The sequence below is a fragment of the Streptomyces sp. NPDC002580 genome, from assembly GCF_042889485.1.
Classification (GTDB): Bacteria; Actinomycetota; Actinomycetes; order Streptomycetales; family Streptomycetaceae; genus Streptomyces.
Genome location: NZ_JBIAQZ010000003.1, coordinates 281,163 through 300,351, shown reverse-complemented (window position 1 = coordinate 300,351; position 19,189 = coordinate 281,163). Strand labels below are relative to the sequence as shown.

Annotated in this window: 21 protein-coding genes; 14 read left to right on the top strand and 7 right to left on the bottom strand. The window is 70.8% G+C overall.

What is annotated here, in order from left to right:
• Window positions 1-513: 513 nt before the first annotated feature.
• The 6 genes from paaA to ACFYW7_RS12295 all read left to right on the top strand — a co-directional run bounded on the left by paaA (window position 514) and on the right by ACFYW7_RS12295 (window position 5,390).
• Complete coding sequence (paaA, locus tag ACFYW7_RS12320; RefSeq protein WP_389500931.1) at window positions 514-1,554, top strand: 1,2-phenylacetyl-CoA epoxidase subunit PaaA; 1,041 nt, start codon at window positions 514-516, stop codon at window positions 1,552-1,554.
• Entirely contained in the window at window positions 1,551-1,838 is a 288-nt protein-coding gene (gene paaB, locus ACFYW7_RS12315) for a 1,2-phenylacetyl-CoA epoxidase subunit PaaB (RefSeq protein ID WP_389500929.1), read from the top strand. The genes paaA and paaB overlap by 4 nt, the downstream gene beginning before the upstream one ends.
• On the top strand, window positions 1,835-2,554 hold the full coding sequence (gene paaC, locus ACFYW7_RS12310; protein ID WP_389500927.1) for a 1,2-phenylacetyl-CoA epoxidase subunit PaaC: 720 nt from the start codon (window positions 1,835-1,837) through the stop codon (window positions 2,552-2,554). Before paaB ends, paaC begins: the two co-directional genes overlap by 4 nt.
• A complete protein-coding gene (gene paaD, locus ACFYW7_RS12305) occupies window positions 2,548-3,090 on the top strand; it encodes a 1,2-phenylacetyl-CoA epoxidase subunit PaaD (RefSeq protein WP_389500925.1) in 543 nt (180 codons plus the stop codon). Before paaC ends, paaD begins: the two co-directional genes overlap by 7 nt.
• Complete coding sequence (gene paaE / locus ACFYW7_RS12300; RefSeq protein ID WP_389500923.1) at window positions 3,090-4,154, top strand: 1,2-phenylacetyl-CoA epoxidase subunit PaaE; 1,065 nt, start codon at window positions 3,090-3,092, stop codon at window positions 4,152-4,154. Before paaD ends, paaE begins: the two co-directional genes overlap by 1 nt.
• A 102-nt stretch (window positions 4,155-4,256) precedes the next feature.
• Window positions 4,257-5,390 carry an acyl-CoA dehydrogenase family protein gene (locus ACFYW7_RS12295; RefSeq protein WP_389500921.1) on the top strand — a complete coding sequence of 378 codons (1,134 nt, stop codon included), beginning with the start codon at window positions 4,257-4,259 and terminating at the stop codon, window positions 5,388-5,390.
• Window positions 5,391-5,427: 37 nt separating this feature from the next.
• Here ACFYW7_RS12295 and ACFYW7_RS12290 read toward each other — a convergent pair whose 3' ends face one another.
• The 4 genes from ACFYW7_RS12290 to ACFYW7_RS12275 all read right to left on the bottom strand — a co-directional run bounded on the left by ACFYW7_RS12290 (window position 5,428) and on the right by ACFYW7_RS12275 (window position 9,129).
• On the bottom strand, window positions 5,428-5,775 hold the full coding sequence (locus ACFYW7_RS12290; RefSeq protein ID WP_389500919.1) for a rhodanese-like domain-containing protein: 348 nt from the start codon (window positions 5,773-5,775) through the stop codon (window positions 5,428-5,430).
• Between the two features lie 36 nt (window positions 5,776-5,811).
• Window positions 5,812-6,825 (bottom strand): hypothetical protein, encoded by a 1,014-nt coding sequence (locus ACFYW7_RS12285; protein WP_389500917.1) that lies wholly within the window; start codon window positions 6,823-6,825, stop codon window positions 5,812-5,814.
• A 127-nt stretch (window positions 6,826-6,952) separates the two neighbouring features.
• On the bottom strand, window positions 6,953-8,371 hold the full coding sequence (locus tag ACFYW7_RS12280; protein ID WP_389501635.1) for a DUF2252 domain-containing protein: 1,419 nt from the start codon (window positions 8,369-8,371) through the stop codon (window positions 6,953-6,955).
• Between the two features lie 383 nt (window positions 8,372-8,754).
• Entirely contained in the window at window positions 8,755-9,129 is a 375-nt protein-coding gene (locus ACFYW7_RS12275; RefSeq protein ID WP_389500915.1) for a winged helix-turn-helix transcriptional regulator, read from the bottom strand.
• Window positions 9,130-9,400: 271 nt separating this feature from the next.
• On the opposite strand from ACFYW7_RS12275, the gene ACFYW7_RS12270 reads away from it, so the two are divergent.
• On the top strand, window positions 9,401-10,054 hold the full coding sequence (locus ACFYW7_RS12270; protein WP_389500913.1) for an FMN-dependent NADH-azoreductase: 654 nt from the start codon (window positions 9,401-9,403) through the stop codon (window positions 10,052-10,054).
• Between the two features lie 1,064 nt (window positions 10,055-11,118).
• Window positions 11,119-11,445: a MerR family transcriptional regulator gene (locus ACFYW7_RS12265; protein WP_389500883.1), complete on the top strand. Its 327-nt coding sequence runs from the start codon at window positions 11,119-11,121 to the stop codon at window positions 11,443-11,445.
• Between the two features lie 514 nt (window positions 11,446-11,959).
• Here ACFYW7_RS12265 and ACFYW7_RS12260 read toward each other — a convergent pair.
• A complete protein-coding gene (locus tag ACFYW7_RS12260; protein ID WP_053676175.1) occupies window positions 11,960-12,121 on the bottom strand; it encodes a hypothetical protein in 162 nt (53 codons plus the stop codon).
• Between the two features lie 233 nt (window positions 12,122-12,354).
• Window positions 12,355-12,993 carry a type III effector protein gene (locus tag ACFYW7_RS12255; RefSeq protein ID WP_389500911.1) on the bottom strand — a complete coding sequence of 213 codons (639 nt, stop codon included), beginning with the start codon at window positions 12,991-12,993 and terminating at the stop codon, window positions 12,355-12,357.
• Window positions 12,994-13,122: 129 nt separating this feature from the next.
• Between ACFYW7_RS12255 and ACFYW7_RS12250 the strand changes: the two genes are divergently transcribed.
• The 3 genes from ACFYW7_RS12250 (at window position 13,123) to ACFYW7_RS12240 (ending at window position 14,549) form a co-directional block, all read left to right on the top strand.
• Window positions 13,123-13,554 carry an Hsp20/alpha crystallin family protein gene (locus ACFYW7_RS12250; protein WP_389500909.1) on the top strand — a complete coding sequence of 144 codons (432 nt, stop codon included), beginning with the start codon at window positions 13,123-13,125 and terminating at the stop codon, window positions 13,552-13,554.
• A gap of 93 nt (window positions 13,555-13,647) precedes the next feature.
• Window positions 13,648-14,043, top strand: a complete 396-nt coding sequence (locus tag ACFYW7_RS12245; protein ID WP_389500907.1) for a DUF2267 domain-containing protein — start codon at window positions 13,648-13,650, stop codon at window positions 14,041-14,043.
• A gap of 68 nt (window positions 14,044-14,111) precedes the next feature.
• Window positions 14,112-14,549 (top strand): DUF2267 domain-containing protein, encoded by a 438-nt coding sequence (locus tag ACFYW7_RS12240; protein ID WP_389500905.1) that lies wholly within the window; start codon window positions 14,112-14,114, stop codon window positions 14,547-14,549.
• 157 nt (window positions 14,550-14,706) lie between these two features.
• Here the strand turns inward: ACFYW7_RS12240 and ACFYW7_RS12235 are convergent, their stop codons facing one another.
• Complete coding sequence (locus tag ACFYW7_RS12235; RefSeq protein ID WP_389500903.1) at window positions 14,707-15,267, bottom strand: hypothetical protein; 561 nt, start codon at window positions 15,265-15,267, stop codon at window positions 14,707-14,709.
• 270 nt (window positions 15,268-15,537) lie between these two features.
• Between ACFYW7_RS12235 and ACFYW7_RS12230 the strand changes: the two genes are divergently transcribed.
• From ACFYW7_RS12230 to ACFYW7_RS12220, 3 genes are all read left to right on the top strand, one after another.
• The gene (locus ACFYW7_RS12230) at window positions 15,538-16,323 is read left to right on the top strand and encodes a hemolysin III family protein (protein ID WP_389500901.1); all 786 of its coding nucleotides are present in this window, start codon (window positions 15,538-15,540) and stop codon (window positions 16,321-16,323) included.
• 775 nt (window positions 16,324-17,098) lie between these two features.
• Window positions 17,099-17,302, top strand: a complete 204-nt coding sequence (locus ACFYW7_RS12225) for a cold-shock protein (protein ID WP_389500898.1) — start codon at window positions 17,099-17,101, stop codon at window positions 17,300-17,302.
• Between the two features lie 326 nt (window positions 17,303-17,628).
• On the top strand, window positions 17,629-19,170 hold the full coding sequence (locus ACFYW7_RS12220; RefSeq protein ID WP_389500896.1) for a DEAD/DEAH box helicase: 1,542 nt from the start codon (window positions 17,629-17,631) through the stop codon (window positions 19,168-19,170).
• Window positions 19,171-19,189: the final 19 nt, after the last annotated feature.

Below are 19,189 nucleotides of genomic sequence, written 5' to 3'. Positions count from 1 at the left end.
CTGCCGCCGGCGCCCCCACCAGGCACGGAACCGCCGGCCCCAGCACCATCGGACTCGGCACGACCGGACCCATCGACTTCGGACCCAGCACCACCAGACGCAGCACCATCAGACGCAGCGCCATCGGACCCGGCGTCTTCGGACGCCGCGTCATCGGACGCCGAACCCTGGACCCCGGCCCGCTCGGGCGCGGCACCGTCGGGCGTGTCCGGCCCGGGCGCCGGCTCCGGCTGCGAGCCCTCGTCGTTCACGTCCATCCCGCCCCGATCCACGATCCCGAACCGACTGCCGGCCGCCGGGCTGCGGGCACCGCCACCTGGCGCCACTCCACGACATTCGCAAGCGAACCGTACTCATCCGCGCCCGTCCGGCACAGCCCCGTGTGCCACAACGGCCACGCCGACGCGCACGAGGTCATCCACAGCGGTTGACACCATACGGCGCTCGACCGACCATTGATGCGAGCGGACCGAACGATCGGTCGGTCGGGAGAGAGAGGTCGAGGGGGACCGCATGGCGACAGCATCAGCGCACCACACGGCCCGCACACAGGCGGACGAATCCGCCGACGAAGCGGCGCGCACAGCGGCATACGAGGTCGTCTTCGACGCCGCGGTGGCGGCCGACGAACGCATCGAGCCCCGCGACTGGATGCCCGACGCCTACCGCTCCACCCTGGTCCGGCAGATCGCGCAGCACGCCCACTCCGAGATCATCGGCATGCAGCCGGAGGCCAACTGGATCACCCGCGCGCCCTCGCTGCGCCGCAAGGCGATCCTGATGGCGAAGGTCCAGGACGAGGCCGGCCACGGGCTGTACCTGTACAGCGCGGCCGAGACCCTCGGCACCAGCCGCGACGAGCTGCTGGACAAACTGCACTCAGGCCGCCAGAAGTACTCGTCGATCTTCAACTACCCGACGCTGACCTGGGCGGACGTCGGCGCCATCGGCTGGCTCGTGGACGGTGCCGCGATCACCAACCAGGTCCCCCTGTGCCGCTGCTCGTACGGCCCGTACGCCCGCGCCATGATCCGCGTGTGCAAGGAGGAGTCCTTCCACCAGCGCCAGGGCTACGAACTGCTGCTGGCCCTGAGCCAGGGCACCCCCGAGCAGCACGCGATGGCGCAGGACGCGGTCGACCGCTGGTGGTGGCCCTCCCTGATGATGTTCGGCCCGCCCGACGACGAGTCCTCGCACTCCGCCCAGTCGATGGCGTGGAAGATCAAGCGCCATTCGAACGACGAGCTGCGCCAGCGTTTCGTCGACATCGCCGTGCCCCAGGCCGAGTCCCTCGGCCTGACCCTGCCCGACCCGGACCTCGTGTGGAACGAGGAGCGCGGGCACCACGACTTCGGCGCCATCGACTGGACCGAGTTCTGGGACGTCCTCAAGGGCAACGGCCCGTGCAACGACCAGCGGATAACCCAGCGCCGACGCGCCCACGAGGAGGGCGCGTGGGTACGGGAGGCGGCGTCGGCGTACGCCGAAAAGCAGACGAGGTGGACCGGCGGCTCCGCGAGCACGACCGGTGAGACAGGAGCGACCCGAGCATGACGAACACCGACTGGCCGCTGTGGGAGGTCTTCGTGCGCTCGCGCCGCGGGCTCTCGCACACCCATGCCGGCAGCCTGCACGCGCCGGACGCCGACCTGGCCCTGCGCAACGCCCGCGATCTGTACACGCGGCGCGGCGAGGGCGTCTCGATCTGGGTCGTCCCGTCCACCGCCGTCACGGCCTCCTCGCCCGACGAGAAGGACCCGTTCTTCGAACCCTCCGCGGACAAGCCGTACCGCCACCCGACGTTCTACGAGATCCCGGAAGGGGTGAAGCACCTGTGACTCTCACCGTGAACAGAGCGGCCGTTCTGGCCCTCGGCGACGACGCCCTGGTGCTCTCGCACCGCCTGGGGGAGTGGGCGGGCCACGCGCCCGTCCTCGAGGAGGAAGTCGCCCTCGCCAACATCGCGCTGGACCTGCTCGGCCAGGCCCGGGTCCTGCTGTCGATGGCCGGGGACGAGGACGAACTGGCGTATCTCCGCGAGGAACGCGCCTTCCGCAACCTCCAGCTCGTCGAGCAGCCGAACGGCGACTTCGCGCACACGATCGCCCGCCAGCTGTACTTCTCCACCTACCAGCGGCTCCTCTACGCACAACTGGCGTCCGGGGAGAGCGAGTTCGCGCCCCTCGCCGCGAAGGCGGTCAAGGAGGTCGCCTACCACCAGGACCACGCCGAGCAGTGGACGCTGCGCCTCGGCGACGGCACGGCCGTCAGCCACGAGCGGATGAACCGGGCGTGCGAGGCGCTGTGGCGCTTCACGGGGGAGATGTTCCAGCCGGTCGACGGCATCGACATCGACTGGGAGGGGACACAGGCCGCCTGGCTGGAGTCCGTGGAAGACGTCCTGCGCCGGGCCACGCTGTCGGTCCCCGAGGGACCCCGGTCCGGGGCGTGGGCGGCCGGCGCCGGACGCCAGGGCCTGCACACCGAGCCGTTCGGGCGGATGCTCGCCGAGATGCAGCACCTCCACCGCAGCCACCCGGGGGCGTCGTGGTGACGACGACCGAACTCGAGGAGGAGCTGCGCAGGCTGGCCGGCTCCGTGCTCGACCCCGAGCTTCCCGTTCTCACCCTGGAGGACCTCGGCGTGCTGCGCGCCGTGCACGTACGCACCGCGGACTCCGTCGAGGTCGAGCTGACACCGACCTACACCGGCTGTCCGGCCGTCGAGGCCATGTCCATGGACATCGAGCGGGTGCTCCACGAGCACGGCATCCGCGAGGTGTCCGTGCGCACCGTGCTCAGCCCCGCGTGGTCGACCGACGACATCTCGGACGAAGGTCGCCGCAAACTGCGGGAGTTCGGGATAGCGCCGCCGCGCGGCGGGCGCCCGGCGGGCCCCGTGACGCTGGGCCTGGGCCCGACCCGGACGCTCACCCTCGAAGGGGAGCCGCAGGAGCTGGAGCCGGTCCGCTGCCCCGCCTGCGGATCGGCCGACACCGAGTTGCTCAGCCGCTTCTCCTCCACCGCGTGCAAGGCGCTGCGCCGTTGCCTGTCCTGCCGCGAACCGTTCGACCACTTCAAGGAGTTGTGATGGCCCGCTTCCACCCGCTCCCGGTGGCCGCGGTCGACCGGATCACCGACGACTCCGTGGCCCTGACCTTCGCGGTGCCCGCGGAGCTGCGCGAGGACTACCGGCACTCCGCCGGCCAGCACCTGGCGCTGCGCCGCACGGCCGACGGCGCGGAGATCCGCCGTACGTACTCCATCTGCTCCCTTGCACCCGCCCCCGACGGCGAGGGCCCGCGCACGCTGCGGGTCGGCGTGCGTCTGGTCGACGGCGGCGCGTTCTCGACCTACGCGCTCAAGGAGATCGCCGTGGGCGACGAGGTGGAGGTGATGACTCCGGCGGGGCGCTTCACGCTGGAGCCCTCGGCCGGCCTGTACGCGGCGGTGGTGGGCGGCAGCGGGATCACCCCGGTGCTGTCGATCGTCTCGACCCTGCTGGCGCGGGAGCCGGAGGCGAGGTTCTGCCTGGTCCGCAGCGACCGCACGTCGGCCTCGACGATGTTCCTGGAGGAGGTCGCCGACCTCAAGGACCGCTATCCGCAGCGGTTCCAGCTGGTGACGGTCCTGTCCCGGGAGGAGCAGCAGGCCGGGCTGCCGTCCGGCCGGCTCGACCAGGAGCGGCTGGCCGGACTGCTGCCGGCGCTGCTGCCCGTGGACCGGGTGGCGGGATGGTTCCTGTGCGGGCCCATGGGGCTCGTGCAGGGAGCCGAGCGGGCGCTGCGCGGGCTCGGGGTGTCCCGGACACGGATCCACGAGGAGATCTTCCACGTGGACGCCGGTGCCGCGACCGCTCCCGCCGTACCCGCCCCGGCGCACAGCACGGTGACCGCGCGGCTCGACGGACGCGGAGGCACCTGGCCGGTCCAGGACGGTGAGTCGCTGCTGGACGCGGTGCTGCGCAACCGTCCGGACGCGCCGTACGCCTGCAAGGGCGGCGTGTGCGGCACCTGCCGGGCGTTCCTCGTCTCGGGCGAGGTGCGGATGGACCGCAACTTCGCGCTGGAGCCGGAGGAGACGGAAGCCGGGTACGTACTGGCCTGCCAGTCGCATCCGGCCACGGAGAAGGTGGAGCTGGACTTCGACCGCTGAGCGGCCGTTCCCTTCTCATAGAACCTGTTCTATCTTGACGCACCGTCAGATCAGATGCCTTGTCTGGTCGTTGGTCCGACGCGTGTGCGGGAGGACGGGATCGTGGATTTCACCTTCACCGAGGAGCAGCAGGCGGCGGTCGAGGCGGCGAAGGCGGTGTTCGCCGGGGTCTCGCCCGACGGGGTGCCCAGTCCCGCGCTCACCGCGGGCGCCGTCGCCGAGGACCTCGACCGCGCCCTGTGGGCGAGGCTCGCCGACACGGACCTGCTGAGCCTGCTGCTCGACGAGGAGTGCGGTGGGGCGGGCCTCGACCCGATCGCGTTGTGTCTGGTGCTGCGGGAGTCGGCGAAGGTGCTGGCGCGGGTGCCGTTGCTGGAGCACAGCGCGGCAGCGGCGGTGGTGCGGCGGTACGGCGGCGAGGAGGCGCGGGCGGAGCTGCCGGCGCGGGCGGGCCGGGGCGAACTGGTGCTGACCGTCGCCGCCAACGGCAGGACCGGGCACGACCCGGCCGAACGCGCCGTCACCGCGCGGCGGGACGGCGCCGGCTGGGTGCTGGACGGTGCCCAGACAGCCGTCCCCTGGGCCCACGACGCCGACTTCGTCGTCGTCCCCGCGCACACGGACGCCGACCGGACCGTTCTCGCGCTGGTTCCCCGCGGTCACGGGGGGACCGTCCTCGCCGAGCAGATCTCCACGACCGGTGAGCGGCTCGGTGAACTCCGCCTGGAGTCCGCGCGGATCGCCTCCCGCGACGTCATCGACACGGAGGGGGCGTGGGAGTGGCTGCGCGAACTGCTGGCCACCGGGACGTGCGCGCTGGCGCTCGGGCTCGGGGAGGCTGTGCTGCGGATGACGAGCGCGTACACGAGCGAGCGGGAGCAGTTCGGGTTCCCGATCGCGACCTTCCAGGCGGTCGCCGTGCAGGCCGCCGACCGCTACATCGACCTGCGCGCGATGGAGGCGACGCTCTGGCAGGCCGCCTGGCGGATCGGTACGGGAGCCGGGGGCGCGCTCCCCGCCTGCGGTGACGTGGCCGTCGCCAAGATCTGGGCCTCCGAAGGGGTACGCCGCGTCGTGCAGACCGCGCAGCATCTGCACGGAGGGTTCGGCGCCGACACCGACTACTCGCTGCACCGGTACCACGCCTGGGCCAAGCACCTGGAACTGTCGCTCGGCCCGGCGGCGGCCCACGAGGAGGCCCTGGGCGATCTGCTGGCGGCACACCCCCTGGGCTGAGGGGCGCTCCGTCGGCCACCCGACGGAGCGGCCCCTGCTACAGGACGAAGCCGGACTCGCCCTTGGCGTTCTCGACGGGTCGGCCCATGGCCTCCCAGGTGTGCATGCCGCCTTCGACGTTCACGGCGTCGATGCCCTGCTGGACGAGGTACTGCGTCACCTGGGCCGACCGGCCGCCGGAGCGGCAGATCACGTTGACCCGGCCGTCCTGGGGGGCCGCCTCGGTCAGTTCGCCGTAGCGGGCGACGAATTCGCTCATGGGGATGTGCAGCGCCCCGTGGGCGTGACCGGCCTCCCACTCGTCGTCCTCGCGGACGTCCAGCAGGAAGTCGTCGACCGCGAGGTCGCCGACCTCGACCGTGGGCACACCGGATCCAAAACTCATGCCTCCGACGCTACCCGACGCCGCGGGCGGGAAGACTCAGGGAGCCTGGGAGATCAGCTCCACCAGCTCGGCCTCGCGCACGCCGACCTGGGTCAGCAGTTGCTCGGCGATCTCCTCCAGAAGACGGTCCGGGTCCTCCGGCGCCATCTTGAGCATGGCTCCGATGGCGCTCTCCTCCAGCTCACGGGCGGCGAAGGTGAGCATCTCCTTGCGCTGGGCGAGCCATTCGAGGCGGGCGTAGAGCTCCTCGCTCCGGCTCGGCTTCCACTCCTCGGGCGCGGGCCCGGCGGCCCACTCCGCGGCCAGTTCCCGCAGCAACGGCTCGTCGCCCCGGGCGTACGCCGCGTTCACCCGGGAGATGAACTCGTCACGCCGCTTGCGCTCGCCGTCGTCCTGCGCCAGGTCGGGGTGGGCCTTGCGGACCAGTTCGCGGAAGAGCTTGCGGGCCTCCTCGCTGGGGCGGACCCGCTGCGGAGGCTGCACGGGCTGGTCCGTGAGCATCGCCACGGCCTCGGGGAACAGACCGTCCGAGTCCATCCAGCCGTGGAAGAGTTCCTCGACACCGGGCATGGGCATGACCCGAGCCCGTGCCTCGTGCGCCTTCCGTATGTCCTCCACGTCGCCGGTGCGCGCGGCGCGCGCCTCGGCGATCTCGGCGTCCAGTTCGTCGAGACGGGAATACATCGGACCGAGCTTCTGGTGGTGCAGCCTGGAGAAGTTGTCGACCTCGACCCGGAAGGTCTCCACGGCGATCTCGAACTCGATCAACGCCTGCTCGGCCGCCCGCACCGCCCGTTCGAGCCGCGCCTCGGGCCGGGTGTCCTCACCCTGCGCCGCACCGGCCGGCGCCTCGCTCCGCACCCCGGCGTCACCCTCGTCGCCCGCGGCGTCCTCGGCACGCGAGGCCGCTTCCGCGCCCTCCGTGTCCGCGATGCCTCCGGCGTCGCCGAGGGAGGCTTGGGGCGTCCCGCCCTCGGGGGCACCGGACTGTTCCCGGCCTCCCTCGTCGGTGGGCTCGGACTGACTCTGATCGGCTTCCGGGGTCGTCACCCGACCAGCGTAGGCCACACTCCCCCGAAGCTCACCGCCTTCCCCACCTCCGCAACCACCTGACCGGCCACAACGGCCCCAAAGACCCCAACCACCACGGTCACCCCGGTCACACGGGTCGCCACGGTCACACCCCCGGTTCGGAAGCGATCCGCCCGCTCCGGACCGCGGCCACCAGTGCCGCGTGATCCGCCTCCGTACGGTCGGCGTAGGCGACGGCGAAGGAGGCGATGGCCTCGTCCAGTTCCTCCTTCTTGCCGCAGTAGCCGGAGACGAGACGCGGGTCGGCGCTGTGGCTGTGGGCGCGGGCCAGCAGGGCGCCGGTCATACGGCCGTAGTCGTCGATGTGGTCGGCGGCCAGGGCCGCGGGGTCCACGCTGCCCTTGCGGTTGCGGAACTGTCGTACCTGGTAGGGCCGGCCGTCGACCGAGGTCCAGCCCAGGAGGATGTCGCTGACGACCTGCATGCGCTTCTGGCCGAGGACGACCCGGCGGCCCTCGTGCACCGGCTCGGGCATCCGGTGGCCGGCGGTCGCGAGGTGCGGGAGCAGCGCCGAGGCGCGGGCCTCCTTGACCTGGAGGACGAGGGCCTCGCCCCGGTGGTCCAGGAGCAGCACGACGTACGAGCGGGTGCCGACGCTGCCGGTGCCGACGACCCGGAAGGCGACGTCGTGCACCGCGTAGCGGGCGAGCAGGGGGTGGCGGTCCTCGGAGAGCGTCGTCAGATAGTGCTCCAGGGACGCCGCGACCGCGGCCGCCTCCTGGTCGGGAACGCGGCGCAGGACGGGCGCCGCGTCCACGAAGCGGCGGCCACCGCCCTCCACGGCCTCCGTGGACCGGGCGGCGAACCGCCCGCTGGTGTTGGCCCGCGCCTTCTCGGAGACCCGCTCCAGCGTGCCGAGCAGGTCGTGGGCGTCGGCGTGGGAGACCAGCTCCTCGTCGGCGATGGCGTTCCACGCGTCCAGCGCCGGCAGTCTGGCCAGCAGGCGCATGGTGCGGCGGTAGGCGCCCACGGCGTCGTGCGCGGCCGCTCGGCAGGTGTCCTCGTCCGCTCCGGCCTCCCGGCCCGCGAGCACGAGCGAGGTGGCGAGCCGCTTGAGATCCCACTCCCAGGGGCCGTGCACCGTCTCGTCGAAGTCGTTCAGGTCGATGACGAGACCGCCGCGCGCGTCCGCGTACAGACCGAAGTTCGCCGCGTGCGCGTCACCGCAGATCTGGGCGTCGATGCCGGTCATGGGGGTGCGGGCGAGGTCGAACGCCATGAGGCCCGCGGAGCCGCGCAGGAACGCGAAGGGCGTGGCCGCCATCCTGCCCACCCTGATCGGGGTCAGTTCGGAGAGCCGGCCGCGGTTGGACTCCTCGACGGCGGTCACGGCGGCCGGCCGGTCGGCGTCCATCGTCAGCTCGGCGTGCGCCCGGCGCGGCACCCGTCCGCGCAGGGCCTTTCCCTCGTCCTTGGGCGAGCCCTTCACCGGCCAGGCGGCGAACCCCGGAACGGTCAGTCCCCGGGCGTCGGACGCCCCGGACTCCGACCGGCTTCCGGGCATGGGCCGCCTCTCGGACCCCGGCTCGGACCCGGCCCCGGGCCGTAGGCCTTCACGGTCCTCCTCGCGGGCCCCCTCGCCCCGCTCGACGGGCCCGGCCCGCTCCACCAGTCCGGCCCCCGCGGACGGCATCGTCTGCCGCTCCGCGCCCACCGCATCCGCCATACCGATCTCGGCCATCACGACCGCCTCCCCCGCACACGAACATCAACTCGTGCTGACCGTACCGCCGGTCGGGAAAACGCGTCAGACCCTGTGGAAAACCTTGGTATCGCCCGGGGAATCGCCGCGGCCGTGACGGCGGACGAGGGACGCCCGGCCGCGCGGACGCCCGTCCGGCACCGCCGGTCCCTGGCCGGTTCGCGCGGGTCCGCCCTCGTCCCGGGCTACTGATTCCGCGGTCGTCCCGCGCACGGTCCGCTCTCCGGCAGATACCTCTCCGCCCAGGAGCCCAGCTCCTTGAGCGCGGGCTCCAGCGCCTCGCCCGCCTCGGTCAGACGGTACGAAACCCGCAGCGGGGGGCCCTCGTCGACCTCGCGCACGACCAGTCCGGCCGCGCCCAGTTCGGTGAGCCGGTCCGAGAGCATGCGCTCGCTGATGCCCGGGATCGCCCTGCGCAGATCGGCGAAGTGGACGGGGTGCTGCATCAGAACCGAGACGACGAGGCCCGTCCAGCGCTTCCCGAGCAGCGTGAAGACGCGGGTCATGCCGTCGTCGACCTTCTGACACGGCCCCGCGTCGTGGCTTCCCGGTTCTGGCATGTCCTCAGGGTACTGCGTCCCCACAAGGGGATGAAAAAAAGTAAGTAGCTGTGTTATCTCTAGTTAGGAACGAAAGAGAAGCCCATCACGGGCGGCTCCCTGGGACAGCCCTGTCCCGAGTCCCTGCTCACGGCCCCACCCGGCCGCGACCGAAGAACATCCCAGGACGGGTTCCATTGCGAGGGCCCCACGCCCCCGACCCACCGTCCGACCCGGGGCCGACCGCCCCGAAGAGCCACGCCCAGCACCTCCCCATCCCCTGGAGATCCCCATGGCCACCCTCCTCCACATCGACTCCTCCGTCTCCCCGGACGGCGTCTCCTCCTCCCGCGCCGTGACGGACGCGTTCCGCACGGCCTGGCAGGAGCAGCACCCCGACGGCACGGTCGTCTACCGCGACCTCGCCGCGCACCCGGTGCCGCACATCACCGCCGACGCCCACACGGCCGGCTTCGCCGCCCCGGACACCCACACCCCCGAGCAGGCCGAGGCCTTCGCCGCACGCGTGCGGCTCATCGAGGAACTGGAGAACGCGGACGCGATCCTGATCGGCGCCCCCATGTACAACTTCGCCATCCCCTCGACCCTCAAGGCCTGGCTGGACAACGTCGTCCTCATGGGGCGCACCGCCATGGCCGAGGACTCGAAGGCCAAGGGCACCCCGGTCACGGTCGTCGCCAGCCGCGGCGGCTCGTACGCGCCGGGGACTCCGCGCGAGGGCTACGAGTACGTGCAGAACTACCTGGAGGCCGTACTGCGGGACATGCTCGCCCTCGATCTCGACTTCATCGTCCCGGAGCTGACCATGGCCCCGCACAACCCGGCGATGGCCGAACTGGTCCCGCTTTTCGAGGCGTCCCGCAGCAAGGCCCTCGACGACGCGGCGACCAAGGCCAAGGAGGTCTCGGAGCGCCTCGCCGTGTAGCCGCGGCAGCCGGCGACACCGGCGACCACCGTCGCCGTGTCCGGAGACTTCCGACCCTCGTGGAACCCAGTTCCGCCCCTTGCCGCCCGGGTCCTGCAACGCGGTGGTCGGGCGGCAGGTGCGGCAGACCGGTCCGGGCTCCCCGGAAGACCTCGCCGGCGATCGCGGGACCATCGGTCGCGGCTCTGCCGCTCGCCCCGCCCCTCCGATCGCCCGTCGCACAGGCCGTCAGCGAAGCCGGACGGCGTCCGCGCTCGCGGCGCAGCGAGCCACCATCGGCGTCGGCTGAGGTGATGTCGCCCTGGAGCGGGCCGCTCTCGCGCCTGCTCCGTTCGAGGGTGACTGCCTCACTGCCGAACACGAGAAAGTCTGTGTTGGCTGGAGTAGACATTGGGTGGTGGGCGTGGTTATGGTTTCTCTCGTAACGGAGATCGACAAGGGCCGGGCAGAGATGAACTGCCGGGCAGCGGTAGCGCAGTTGCAGGGCGGTGCGGCGGTGGAGTTCCGAAGCCAGAGCGGTTGCAGGACGGCGACGGGACTGACGGCCGGACCGGGTGGCCCGCAGTGTTCAGGGGCCGCCACCAGCAGGACCGAAGTAGCAGTTCAGTAGGTTGCAGTTCGCAATACCAGCAGTGCGGTGAGTGGTTCCTCGGTGAAGGCGTCGGCTGCGGACGCGCGCGCCGGGAGGTTCGGCAGTGGGGTTCCAAGCCAGAGCAGACGCAGGACGGGCGACGGGGCTGGCCGCCGAAGAGTGGCGCTGCCACAGGCCACCAGCAGTACACGTTCGGCAAGTGATCGGTTCATCAGAGGGAAAGAACGGAGGGACCAGGCGCCATCAGGATCGCCCGGGCGGAAATCTGAGCCCGGGTACCGCAGGACATCGATAGTGAGGTGGTCTCCGGTCAAGCAACTGCGATCCCCGCACCCCCGACAGGATGTCGGTCGGGTCTGCGGAAACAGAGAGCCGGCGCACAACCAAGCCGGCAGATGGTGTTAGCAGTTCCTTCGGGGCCCCGGTGCCACAGCACCGGGGCCCCTCCACGCGTTTTTCCAGAGAGGTGCAAGTGACAGCAGACGATTCCTTCGGCCGTCTCGACGACGACGACTACCCCGCCTACACCATGGGCCGGGCCGCCGAACTCCTCGGCACCACCCAAGGCTTCCTCCGCGCCATCGGAGACGCCCGCCTCATCACCCCACTGCGCTCAGCAGGCGGCCACCGCCGCTACTCCCGCTACCAACTACGCATCGCCGCCCGCGCCCGCGAACTCGTCGACAGCGGCATGCCCATCGAAGCCGCCTGCCGCATCGTCATCCTCGAAGACCAACTCGAAGAAGCCCAACGCATCAACACCGAACACCACCGCACCACCGAAACCAAAAACCCCTGAACCACAGAACACCCACCCGGAAACGGGTCGTCCAAGATGCCTGCGAAGCCCACACTGAGATGATCTTGAAGCCTTGATCCCCTGTCCGGGGTCGCCCTGAGCGGATCAACATCACCTGACGAGCTGTCGTGTCATGGCTTGGGGTGTGCCGCCCCCTCCCGGCCTGACCGAGAAGACCAGAGGTTCGGTGAGTACTCGACCCACGAGCCGGGCCTGCCCCGGAAGGCGGGCCTGGGGTTTCGGTGGCAGGGGTTTTGTCGCCAGGCGGGCGAGTGGCCGATTCCCAGGCGGCCTGGGCCGGGAGTTGCCGTAGCGGGCGGCTGCTCCGACCGGCGTTCCCGACCGCGCCCACGGCAACCACCCCGGTCGGCCCTCACCTACCCGAAATCGTCAGCCTCACGGGGAAACCGCGAGGAAGGACGTGCTGCGCTTCCTGATTTCCCACGGATACGGCGGCGGGGGCCCAACCCTGAGGAAGGGCCCCCGCAGGGCCGGGTGTCTGCAGGTCGCGCCGCTACCAGCGATACCAGCGTCCGCTGCCGCCCTTGGGGCGAGCGACGAATCCGACCAGCCACAACACCAGGACGGCGATCGCGACCCACCACAGGATCTTGACCGCGAAACCGGCACCGAAAAGGATCAGAGCGAGCAGAAGAACGAGAAGCAGGGGAACCATGGTTATCAACCTCCGAGCAGCCGTGTGCCCTGGCGATCCCCGCTCATGCGCTTGAGATTTACGTTCTTCTTATTCTCTTGGACGGGTCCACTCGGCCCCGTATCTGCCGGTGACCGAGAAGGGAGCCGGGTACAAGCCCGCCCGCCAGGGCCCGGCCTGCGACCGTCCGCGATGGTGCGCACATGACTGTCCGGCCGACACGCGCGGTCTGGAACAGGCGCCCCGAAGTCCGGTCAGGGACGCTGCCCGCCGTGGCCGAGAAGGGTGTCGAGTCGGGCCGCGAGGCCGGGATGGGCGGCGGCCAGGTGGGGGAGGAACGCGGTGAGGGGTGGGACGAGGGCGGCTGGGTCGTCGTGGGCGAGGGCGGCGTCGAGCCGGCCGGCCGGGATGCGGGAGGCAGGGGGGAGGTCGGTCAGGGCGGTGATCTCGCCGGCGAGGCGGCGCAGGGCTGCGGCGTTGTCGCGTGCCCAGGCGGCGACGGCACGGTCGGTCGCGCGGCGGTCGCGGGTGGCCTGGACGCGTTGTTCACCGGTGGTTCCTGCGGGTCCGGGGTGGCCCCGCAGGTAGCGGCGTTCGGCGGCCTGACGGCTGGCCACGCCGAGGGGGTGGGCGAGGTCGGCCCAGCTCGCTCCCGCGTGACGGGCGGTTTCGATCAGGCCGGTTTCCCATCCGACGAGCTGCTCACGAACCTGCCGCAACAGCAGCAGGGAGGCCAGGGCCTGCTCGGGTCCGGCGCCGCGAGCGTCTGGGGCCTCCTGCCGGGCGGCGCGCAGTTCGGCGTCCATGGCCTCCAGGGCCGCCGTCGCGGCGAGAAACGATGCCGGACTCCGGGTGTCGGTACAGGCGGAGGGCGGCTGGTCGGCTGCTGTCATGGGACCTCCGTCAGAGCTGTCAGCCTTTGGACGACACTCATGTTTGTCATCCATTGGATGACATGCTACAACGGTGGCAGTGAAGCGCATTGGCGGGTACAGCCCGAACCTTCTGGAGGTGTTTTCGCGATGTTGATGCGCACCGACCCCTTCCGCGAGCTCGACCGGCTCGCCCAGCAGCTGACCGGCTCCGGCACCTGGACGCGGCCGTCCGCGATGGCGATGGACGCCTACCGCGAGGGTGACGAGTACGTGGTGGCCTTCGACCTCCCCGGCGTCAGCGCGGAGGCGATCGACATCGACGTCGAGCGGAACATGCTGACCGTCAAGGCCGAGCGCCGGCCCGCGGCGAAGGCCGACGGCGTCCAGATGGAACTCTCCGAGCGTCCGCTGGGTGTGTTCTCCCGGCAGCTCGTGCTGGCCGACAGCCTGGACACCGAGCGCATCAAGGCCGACTACGACGCCGGGGTGCTGACCCTGCGCATCCCGATCGCCGAGCGCGCCAAGCCCCGCAAGGTCTCCATCGGCGGGGAGTCCTCCCGCAAGCAGATCTCCGGCTGAGCCCCCGCCGACCGGAGCCGATGCGGCGGAGGACGGGCGCCCGACCCCCTTCACCCCGTCCTCCGCACCGGATGCAGAAGGGTGGCGGCTGATATGACCTTGCGTTGGGAAGCGTTCCTGGACCAGGTGAGGGAACGCGGCGAGTACGGGAGCCGGCAGGAGGCGGAACGCGCGGCCCGCGTGGTGCTCGCCCTGCTCGGCGCACACCTGGTCGGCGAGGTGCGCGCCCAGCTGGCGGCGCGCCTGCCGGAAGGCTTCGCCCTGATCCTGCTCAACCCGCTGCAGAGCGCCGAACCCCTCTCACCGGAACGGTTCCTGCGAGCGACGGCGGCCTGGATCGAAGGCGCCACCGAAGCGACCGCGGCCTGGGACGTCAGCGCCGTCCTCAGCACGGTCGCCGACGCGGCCGGCGACGACCTGATCAAGCAGGTCCTGCTCCAGCTGCCCGCGGGCTACGACCTCCTCTTCGGCCGCCTCCAGCCCCACTGACCCCACCCACCGGTGCCCGCGCCCCCGCCGGGCACCACCATCTCGGATACAGAAAGGCAGCCACCGCAGTGATGTCCGACCTGCGTGTACCGCTCGAGCACCTGCCCGTGATGACGTTCGAGCAGATGCTCGAGAGAGTCCGCTACGAAGGCGCCTACCCCACCCGCGAACGGGCCGCAGAAGCCGTCCACCTGATCCTTTCGGGACTCGGACGGCGACTGACCGGCGACGAACGCGTCGAACTCGCCGCCCGTCTGCCCTTCGAGGCGGCCTCCGTCCTCACCGCCCAGATCCCCGACCCTCAGCCCATCACCGGCTGGGCCTTCGTCAAAGACCTGGCCGACCGCTCCGGCGCCACCCCCGCCACCACCCGCTGGGACACCGGCGCGGTCCTCGCCGTCGTCGCCGCCATGGCCGGCCCCGACCTGATCACCCGCATCCTGAGCCGGCTTCCCTCCGGCTACCCGCTTTTGTTCGGCCGCGCCGAACTCATCCAAGCCGCCTGAGAGGACACGCAGCCCCCGCACGGCGCTCTCCAGGACGGAGTCGCAACTCCGATTCGGCGGCGCTGCCGGGCGAGAACGGCCCTCACGGTCTTCCCGTCGGCCGTCCAGGGGCGAGACGGTTGACCCTGGGCCGGCCGCATCCTCCCGGTACCGCCGTTCAGGCCTTCGTCCAGGCTTCGAGGAAGGCTTTGCGTCCATCGGGATCGTCCGACCTGCGGTCGGCGTGCAGGACGTGCCAGGCGGTCAGTTCGAGATCTCGGAGCCACAGTTCTCCGATGACCTGTGTCTTGAGGTCCGGTAGATGGTCGGACTCGACGAGGGCCTGGCCGATCACCTCCCCGACTGCGACGCGTTGGGGCGGGGTCATCTCATCGACGGCCGAGAGGATCTGTCGGGCCAGGGCGGTTCCTTCGCCTGCCAGGGATTGCAACACCGCCGGCTTGATGTTGGCGGGTAGCAGATAGGCGGTGCCCGAGGCCCTCCACAGGTCCGACCAGAAGCGTTCTCCGGTCTCGGTGGGGCAAGGAAGCGCGGCCAGCAGTCCGAGGAGATGACCGATGGCGGCGTACCCGCCGGAGTGGGCGGCTGCGACGACTGCGATGCCGGCGACGCGCTCCACGTCGAGATGGCCTGCTCGGAGGTCTGGAGCCAGGCCCAGTCGGCGTTCCAGCTGGTCGGTGAGGGGCGCGGATACGTGGGGGCGGACCTCAGGAAGCATCGGCGATCCTTGCGTGCAGGCGAGCGGCGGTACCCGTGCGGAAGCTCTGATCGTTCCCACGCCCAGCGGATCTACTCGGTTTCGGTCGTCCCCATCGGCGGCAGCACCGACGGCGGGGCCGGAGGTCACGGTGGCGAACCAGCCTGTACCCGGCGACGCGACCCGGGGTCCTGGACCGACCTCCTCCTGTCATGCTGCCGGAGGGAGATCTTTTAGCATGACCGCATGGTTGCCAGTGACTCTCAGGAGCCCAGAGGAGGACGAGCAGCTGTGTCCCGCGACGCCGCCGAAGTCGAATCTGGTCACGTCGCCTCAGGGCGTGGAGAGCTTCGTGAAGCCGGGCCGGCCGACGGATCACGAGGCGACCGTGCAGGGGAGACGGTTCACTCGGTTGCCGCACTGGTGGGGCGGGCGGGCGACCTGGTGGAGCCGGTCAAGCCGAGGTTGCGCGGCTGGCTCCACGCCTCCATGGTGCCCGCCGCGCTGATCGCAGGCATCGCACTCATCTGCCTGGCCCGCACCCCGCAGGCGGCCGTGGCCTGCGCCGTGTACTCGATCACCGCCTGGCTGCTGTTCGCAACGAGCGCTGTTTACCACCGCGGTACCTGGGGTCCGCGCGGGGAGGCTCTTCTGCGACGGCTGGACCACGCCAACATCTTCCTGATCATCGCCGGCACCTGCACCCCCCTGGCCGTTCTCCTCCTCCCGCCGGACCAGAGATCAGTGCTGTTGTGGATCGTGTGGGCGGGCGCGTTGGCCGGCATCGCGTTCCGGGTCCTGTGGGTCGGGGCCCCGCGCTGGCTGTACACCCCCTGCTACCTGGCCCTGGGATGGGCACCGGTGCGCTACCTGCCCGACTTCCTGCACACCGGCGGAGCGGCCGTACTCACCCTGATCGTGGCCGGCGGTCTCCTCTACAGCGCGGGCGCGGTCGTCTACGCCCTGAAGCGCCCTGACCCCTCACCCCTCTGGTTCGGCTTCCACGAGGTCTTCCACGCGCTGACCGTGGCAGCCTTCACCGCGCACTACATCGCCATCTCCCTGGCCGCCTACTGACCGCGAACCCGTACGGCTCACGCCGCTCGTCACACACGTCACACGACCAGGGCGGTCTCCCTGTCCTTCACGGGGAGTGGGAGTCAACTGTGCGGCGGCCCGGTCGTCTTCGGGCGCTGCCTCGCGATCGGCTCCCCGGGCCGGCGTGAGTTCCAGGAAGGCCAGGCGGTGACGTTCGACTCCGCCCGGGCGGAAAGTCCCCAGGCCGAGAACATCAACTCCGTCCGGCCTTCCCGTCCGCACCGGCAGCATCCGGCTGCCTCAGGACCGCCTGTGCGGGTTCCCCCCGAGAGCGGGGCGCCGACCCGCTGGCGACGGTGGCGGATCCTGGGCGGCGCGTGATCGGGGCCGCCCAGCTGCTGCCGGGCGGCCCCGATGGTGTCGAGACGGGCCGATGGGGCTGATGCCGAGGAGGATGCCGATCACCGGAATAGTTGTTCCTTTGAGCCGGGAAACAGGTCCGCTCTTCCTGAGACGCTGCACTTCGGACGGGGCAATATCTATGACGGTGAGGTGAGGGTTTGACGTGTCGTGCGGGGAGTGTTTTTGCCCCATCTAATAGAGTGGGGTTATTTATCGTACGCGGGCCGCTACCCCATGCTACTGTCGATCTCAGTTGCAGTTGTGGTTCCCAGACTTCAAGCACCTTCGCCCATATCTTCTGGCCGTTGGAAGCTTTTTTGTAATTCCGGTCGCTTCCGGGGCGGGGCATCATCTCAGCGACCCGGTATCCGCGTTTCGCGGGTCCCGGCGCACTGCCCTAAGGAGATATACCGTGGCGTCAGGCACCGTGAAGTGGTTCAACGCGGCCAAGGGTTTCGGATTCATCGAGCAGGACGGCGGGGGTGCCGACGTGTTCGCCCACTTCTCGAACATTGCCGCCCAGGACTTCCGCGAACTGCTCGAAGGCCAGAAGGTCACCTTCGACATCGCGCCGAGCCAGAAGGGCCCGACGGCCGAGAACATCGTTCCCGCCTGACGCCGACGCGCACTTCATGGTTGGGGCCCGCACCCTCGGGGTGCGGGCCCCAACCACGGCATTCCCACAGTGGTGTCACCTGAACACTGCCCGCATCCCGGGCCCGTGTTCCTTATCTTCAGGGATCCGAGCGGCGCCGCAACCAGCCGATGTCCGGGTTCTACGCCCGTATGACGTCACCTGTTTCGCTTCTTGCGCCCCTCGCTGGATCCACTGCAAGCAAAATTCCTTTTCGCATTCCATTCGGCCCGTTCTTGTGATTCCCTGCGCCGCTCTTTTGCTGCGGGAATTCCTTGGTACGTGCCGTGTATCAAGGAAGGTTCTCGATGAACCCCACACGTACGAACAGCCGTTCCTCCAGTCGTTTCTCCCGCTCCCGCCGGACCGAGGTCTCCGCTTTCGACTCCAGTGCCGGGTCGGGGCGGGGCGCGCGCTTCGGCTCGTCCGCCCCGAGCCGTTCAGGGGGTCAGAGCCGTTCAGGGGGTTCGAGCCGTTCGGGCGGCCAGGGCCGGCGGCCCGCAGCGGTGCAGGGTGAGTTCGCCCCGCCGAAGACGATCACTCCCGCCCTGCCCGCGGTCGAGACGTTCGCCGCTCTCGACATGCCAAGGCCGCTGCTGGCCGCGCTGACGGCGCAAGGTGTGACCGTCCCCTTCCCGATCCAGGGCGCGACCCTGCCCAACACCCTCGCGGGGCGTGACGTACTCGGCCGGGGCCGCACCGGCTCGGGCAAGACCCTGGCCTTCGGCCTCGCCCTGCTGGCCCGCACCGCCGGACAGCGCGCCGAGCCCCGCCAGCCGCTGGCCCTGATCCTCGTGCCCACCCGGGAACTGGCCCAGCAGGTCACCGACGCGCTCACTCCGTACGCCCGCTCCGTGAAGCTGCGCCTGGCCACCGTCGTCGGCGGCATGTCGATCGGCCGGCAGGCCGGTGCCCTGCGCGGCGGGGCCGAGGTCGTCGTCGCGACGCCGGGCCGTCTCAAGGACCTCATCGACCGCGGGGAGTGCCGGCTGAACCAGGTCGCCATCACCGTCCTGGACGAGGCCGACCAGATGGCCGACATGGGCTTCATGCCCCAGGTCACCGCGCTGCTCGACCAGGTCCGCCCCGAGGGCCAGCGGATGCTCTTCTCCGCCACCCTCGACCGCAACGTCGATCGCCTGGTCCGCAGCTACCTCACCGACCCGGTCGTCCACTCCGTCGACCCGTCCGCGGGCGCCGTCACCACGATGGAACACCACGTCCTGCACGTCCACGGCGCCGACAAGCACCGCACGACGACGCAGATCGCGGCGCGCGAGGGCCGGGTGATCATGTTCCTGGACACCAAGCACGCCGTCGACCGGCTGACGCAGGATCTGCTGAACAGCGGTGTCCGCGCCGCTTCCCTGCACGGCGGCAAGTCCCAGCCGCAGCGCACCCGGACCCTCGCGCAGTTCAAGACCGGGCACGTGACGGTCCTGGTGGCGACGAACGTCGCGGCCCGCGGCATCCACGTCGACAACCTCGACCTCGTCGTCAACGTCGACCCGCCGACCGACCACAAGGACTACCTCCACCGCGGCGGCCGCACCGCCCGCGCCGGAGAGTCCGGCAGCGTCGTCACCCTGGTCACCCCCAACCAGCGCCGCGACATGACCCGCCTCATGAACGCCGCCGGCATCGTGCCCCAGACCACCCAGGTCCGCTCCGGCGAGGAGGAACTCAGCCGGATCACCGGTGCCCAGACCCCCTCCGGTATCCCTGTGACGATCACCGCCCCGGTGACCGAGCGGCGTCAGCGCAGTGCCTCCTCACGGGGCCGGCGCAGCCCCGCTTCGGCTGCCCGGCGCGTGAGCGGGCGCCAGACCTCCTTCGACGCGGCGGCCTGAAGACTTCGTGTTCCGGATG

What these genes read in the sequence shown, in the direction of transcription:
- ACFYW7_RS12245 (WP_389500907.1), top strand. Translation starts at nt 13,648, where the DNA reads ATGACCTTGCGTTGGGAAGCGTTCCTGGACCAGGTGAGGGAACGCGGC.
- ACFYW7_RS12280 (WP_389501635.1), bottom strand. Translation starts at nt 8,371, where the DNA reads ATGCCCGGAAGCCGGTCGGAGTCCGGGGCGTCCGACGCCCGGGGACTG.
- ACFYW7_RS12270 (WP_389500913.1), top strand. Translation starts at nt 9,401, where the DNA reads ATGGCCACCCTCCTCCACATCGACTCCTCCGTCTCCCCGGACGGCGTC.
- paaB (WP_389500929.1), top strand. Translation starts at nt 1,551, where the DNA reads ATGACGAACACCGACTGGCCGCTGTGGGAGGTCTTCGTGCGCTCGCGC.
- ACFYW7_RS12290 (WP_389500919.1), bottom strand. Translation starts at nt 5,775, where the DNA reads ATGAGTTTTGGATCCGGTGTGCCCACGGTCGAGGTCGGCGACCTCGCG.
- ACFYW7_RS12235 (WP_389500903.1), bottom strand. Translation starts at nt 15,267, where the DNA reads ATGCTTCCTGAGGTCCGCCCCCACGTATCCGCGCCCCTCACCGACCAG.
- ACFYW7_RS12260 (WP_053676175.1), bottom strand. Translation starts at nt 12,121, where the DNA reads ATGGTTCCCCTGCTTCTCGTTCTTCTGCTCGCTCTGATCCTTTTCGGT.
- ACFYW7_RS12220 (WP_389500896.1), top strand. Translation starts at nt 17,629, where the DNA reads ATGAACCCCACACGTACGAACAGCCGTTCCTCCAGTCGTTTCTCCCGC.
- ACFYW7_RS12250 (WP_389500909.1), top strand. Translation starts at nt 13,123, where the DNA reads ATGTTGATGCGCACCGACCCCTTCCGCGAGCTCGACCGGCTCGCCCAG.
- paaA (WP_389500931.1), top strand. Translation starts at nt 514, where the DNA reads ATGGCGACAGCATCAGCGCACCACACGGCCCGCACACAGGCGGACGAA.
- paaE (WP_389500923.1), top strand. Translation starts at nt 3,090, where the DNA reads ATGGCCCGCTTCCACCCGCTCCCGGTGGCCGCGGTCGACCGGATCACC.
- ACFYW7_RS12255 (WP_389500911.1), bottom strand. Translation starts at nt 12,993, where the DNA reads ATGACAGCAGCCGACCAGCCGCCCTCCGCCTGTACCGACACCCGGAGT.
- ACFYW7_RS12275 (WP_389500915.1), bottom strand. Translation starts at nt 9,129, where the DNA reads ATGCCAGAACCGGGAAGCCACGACGCGGGGCCGTGTCAGAAGGTCGAC.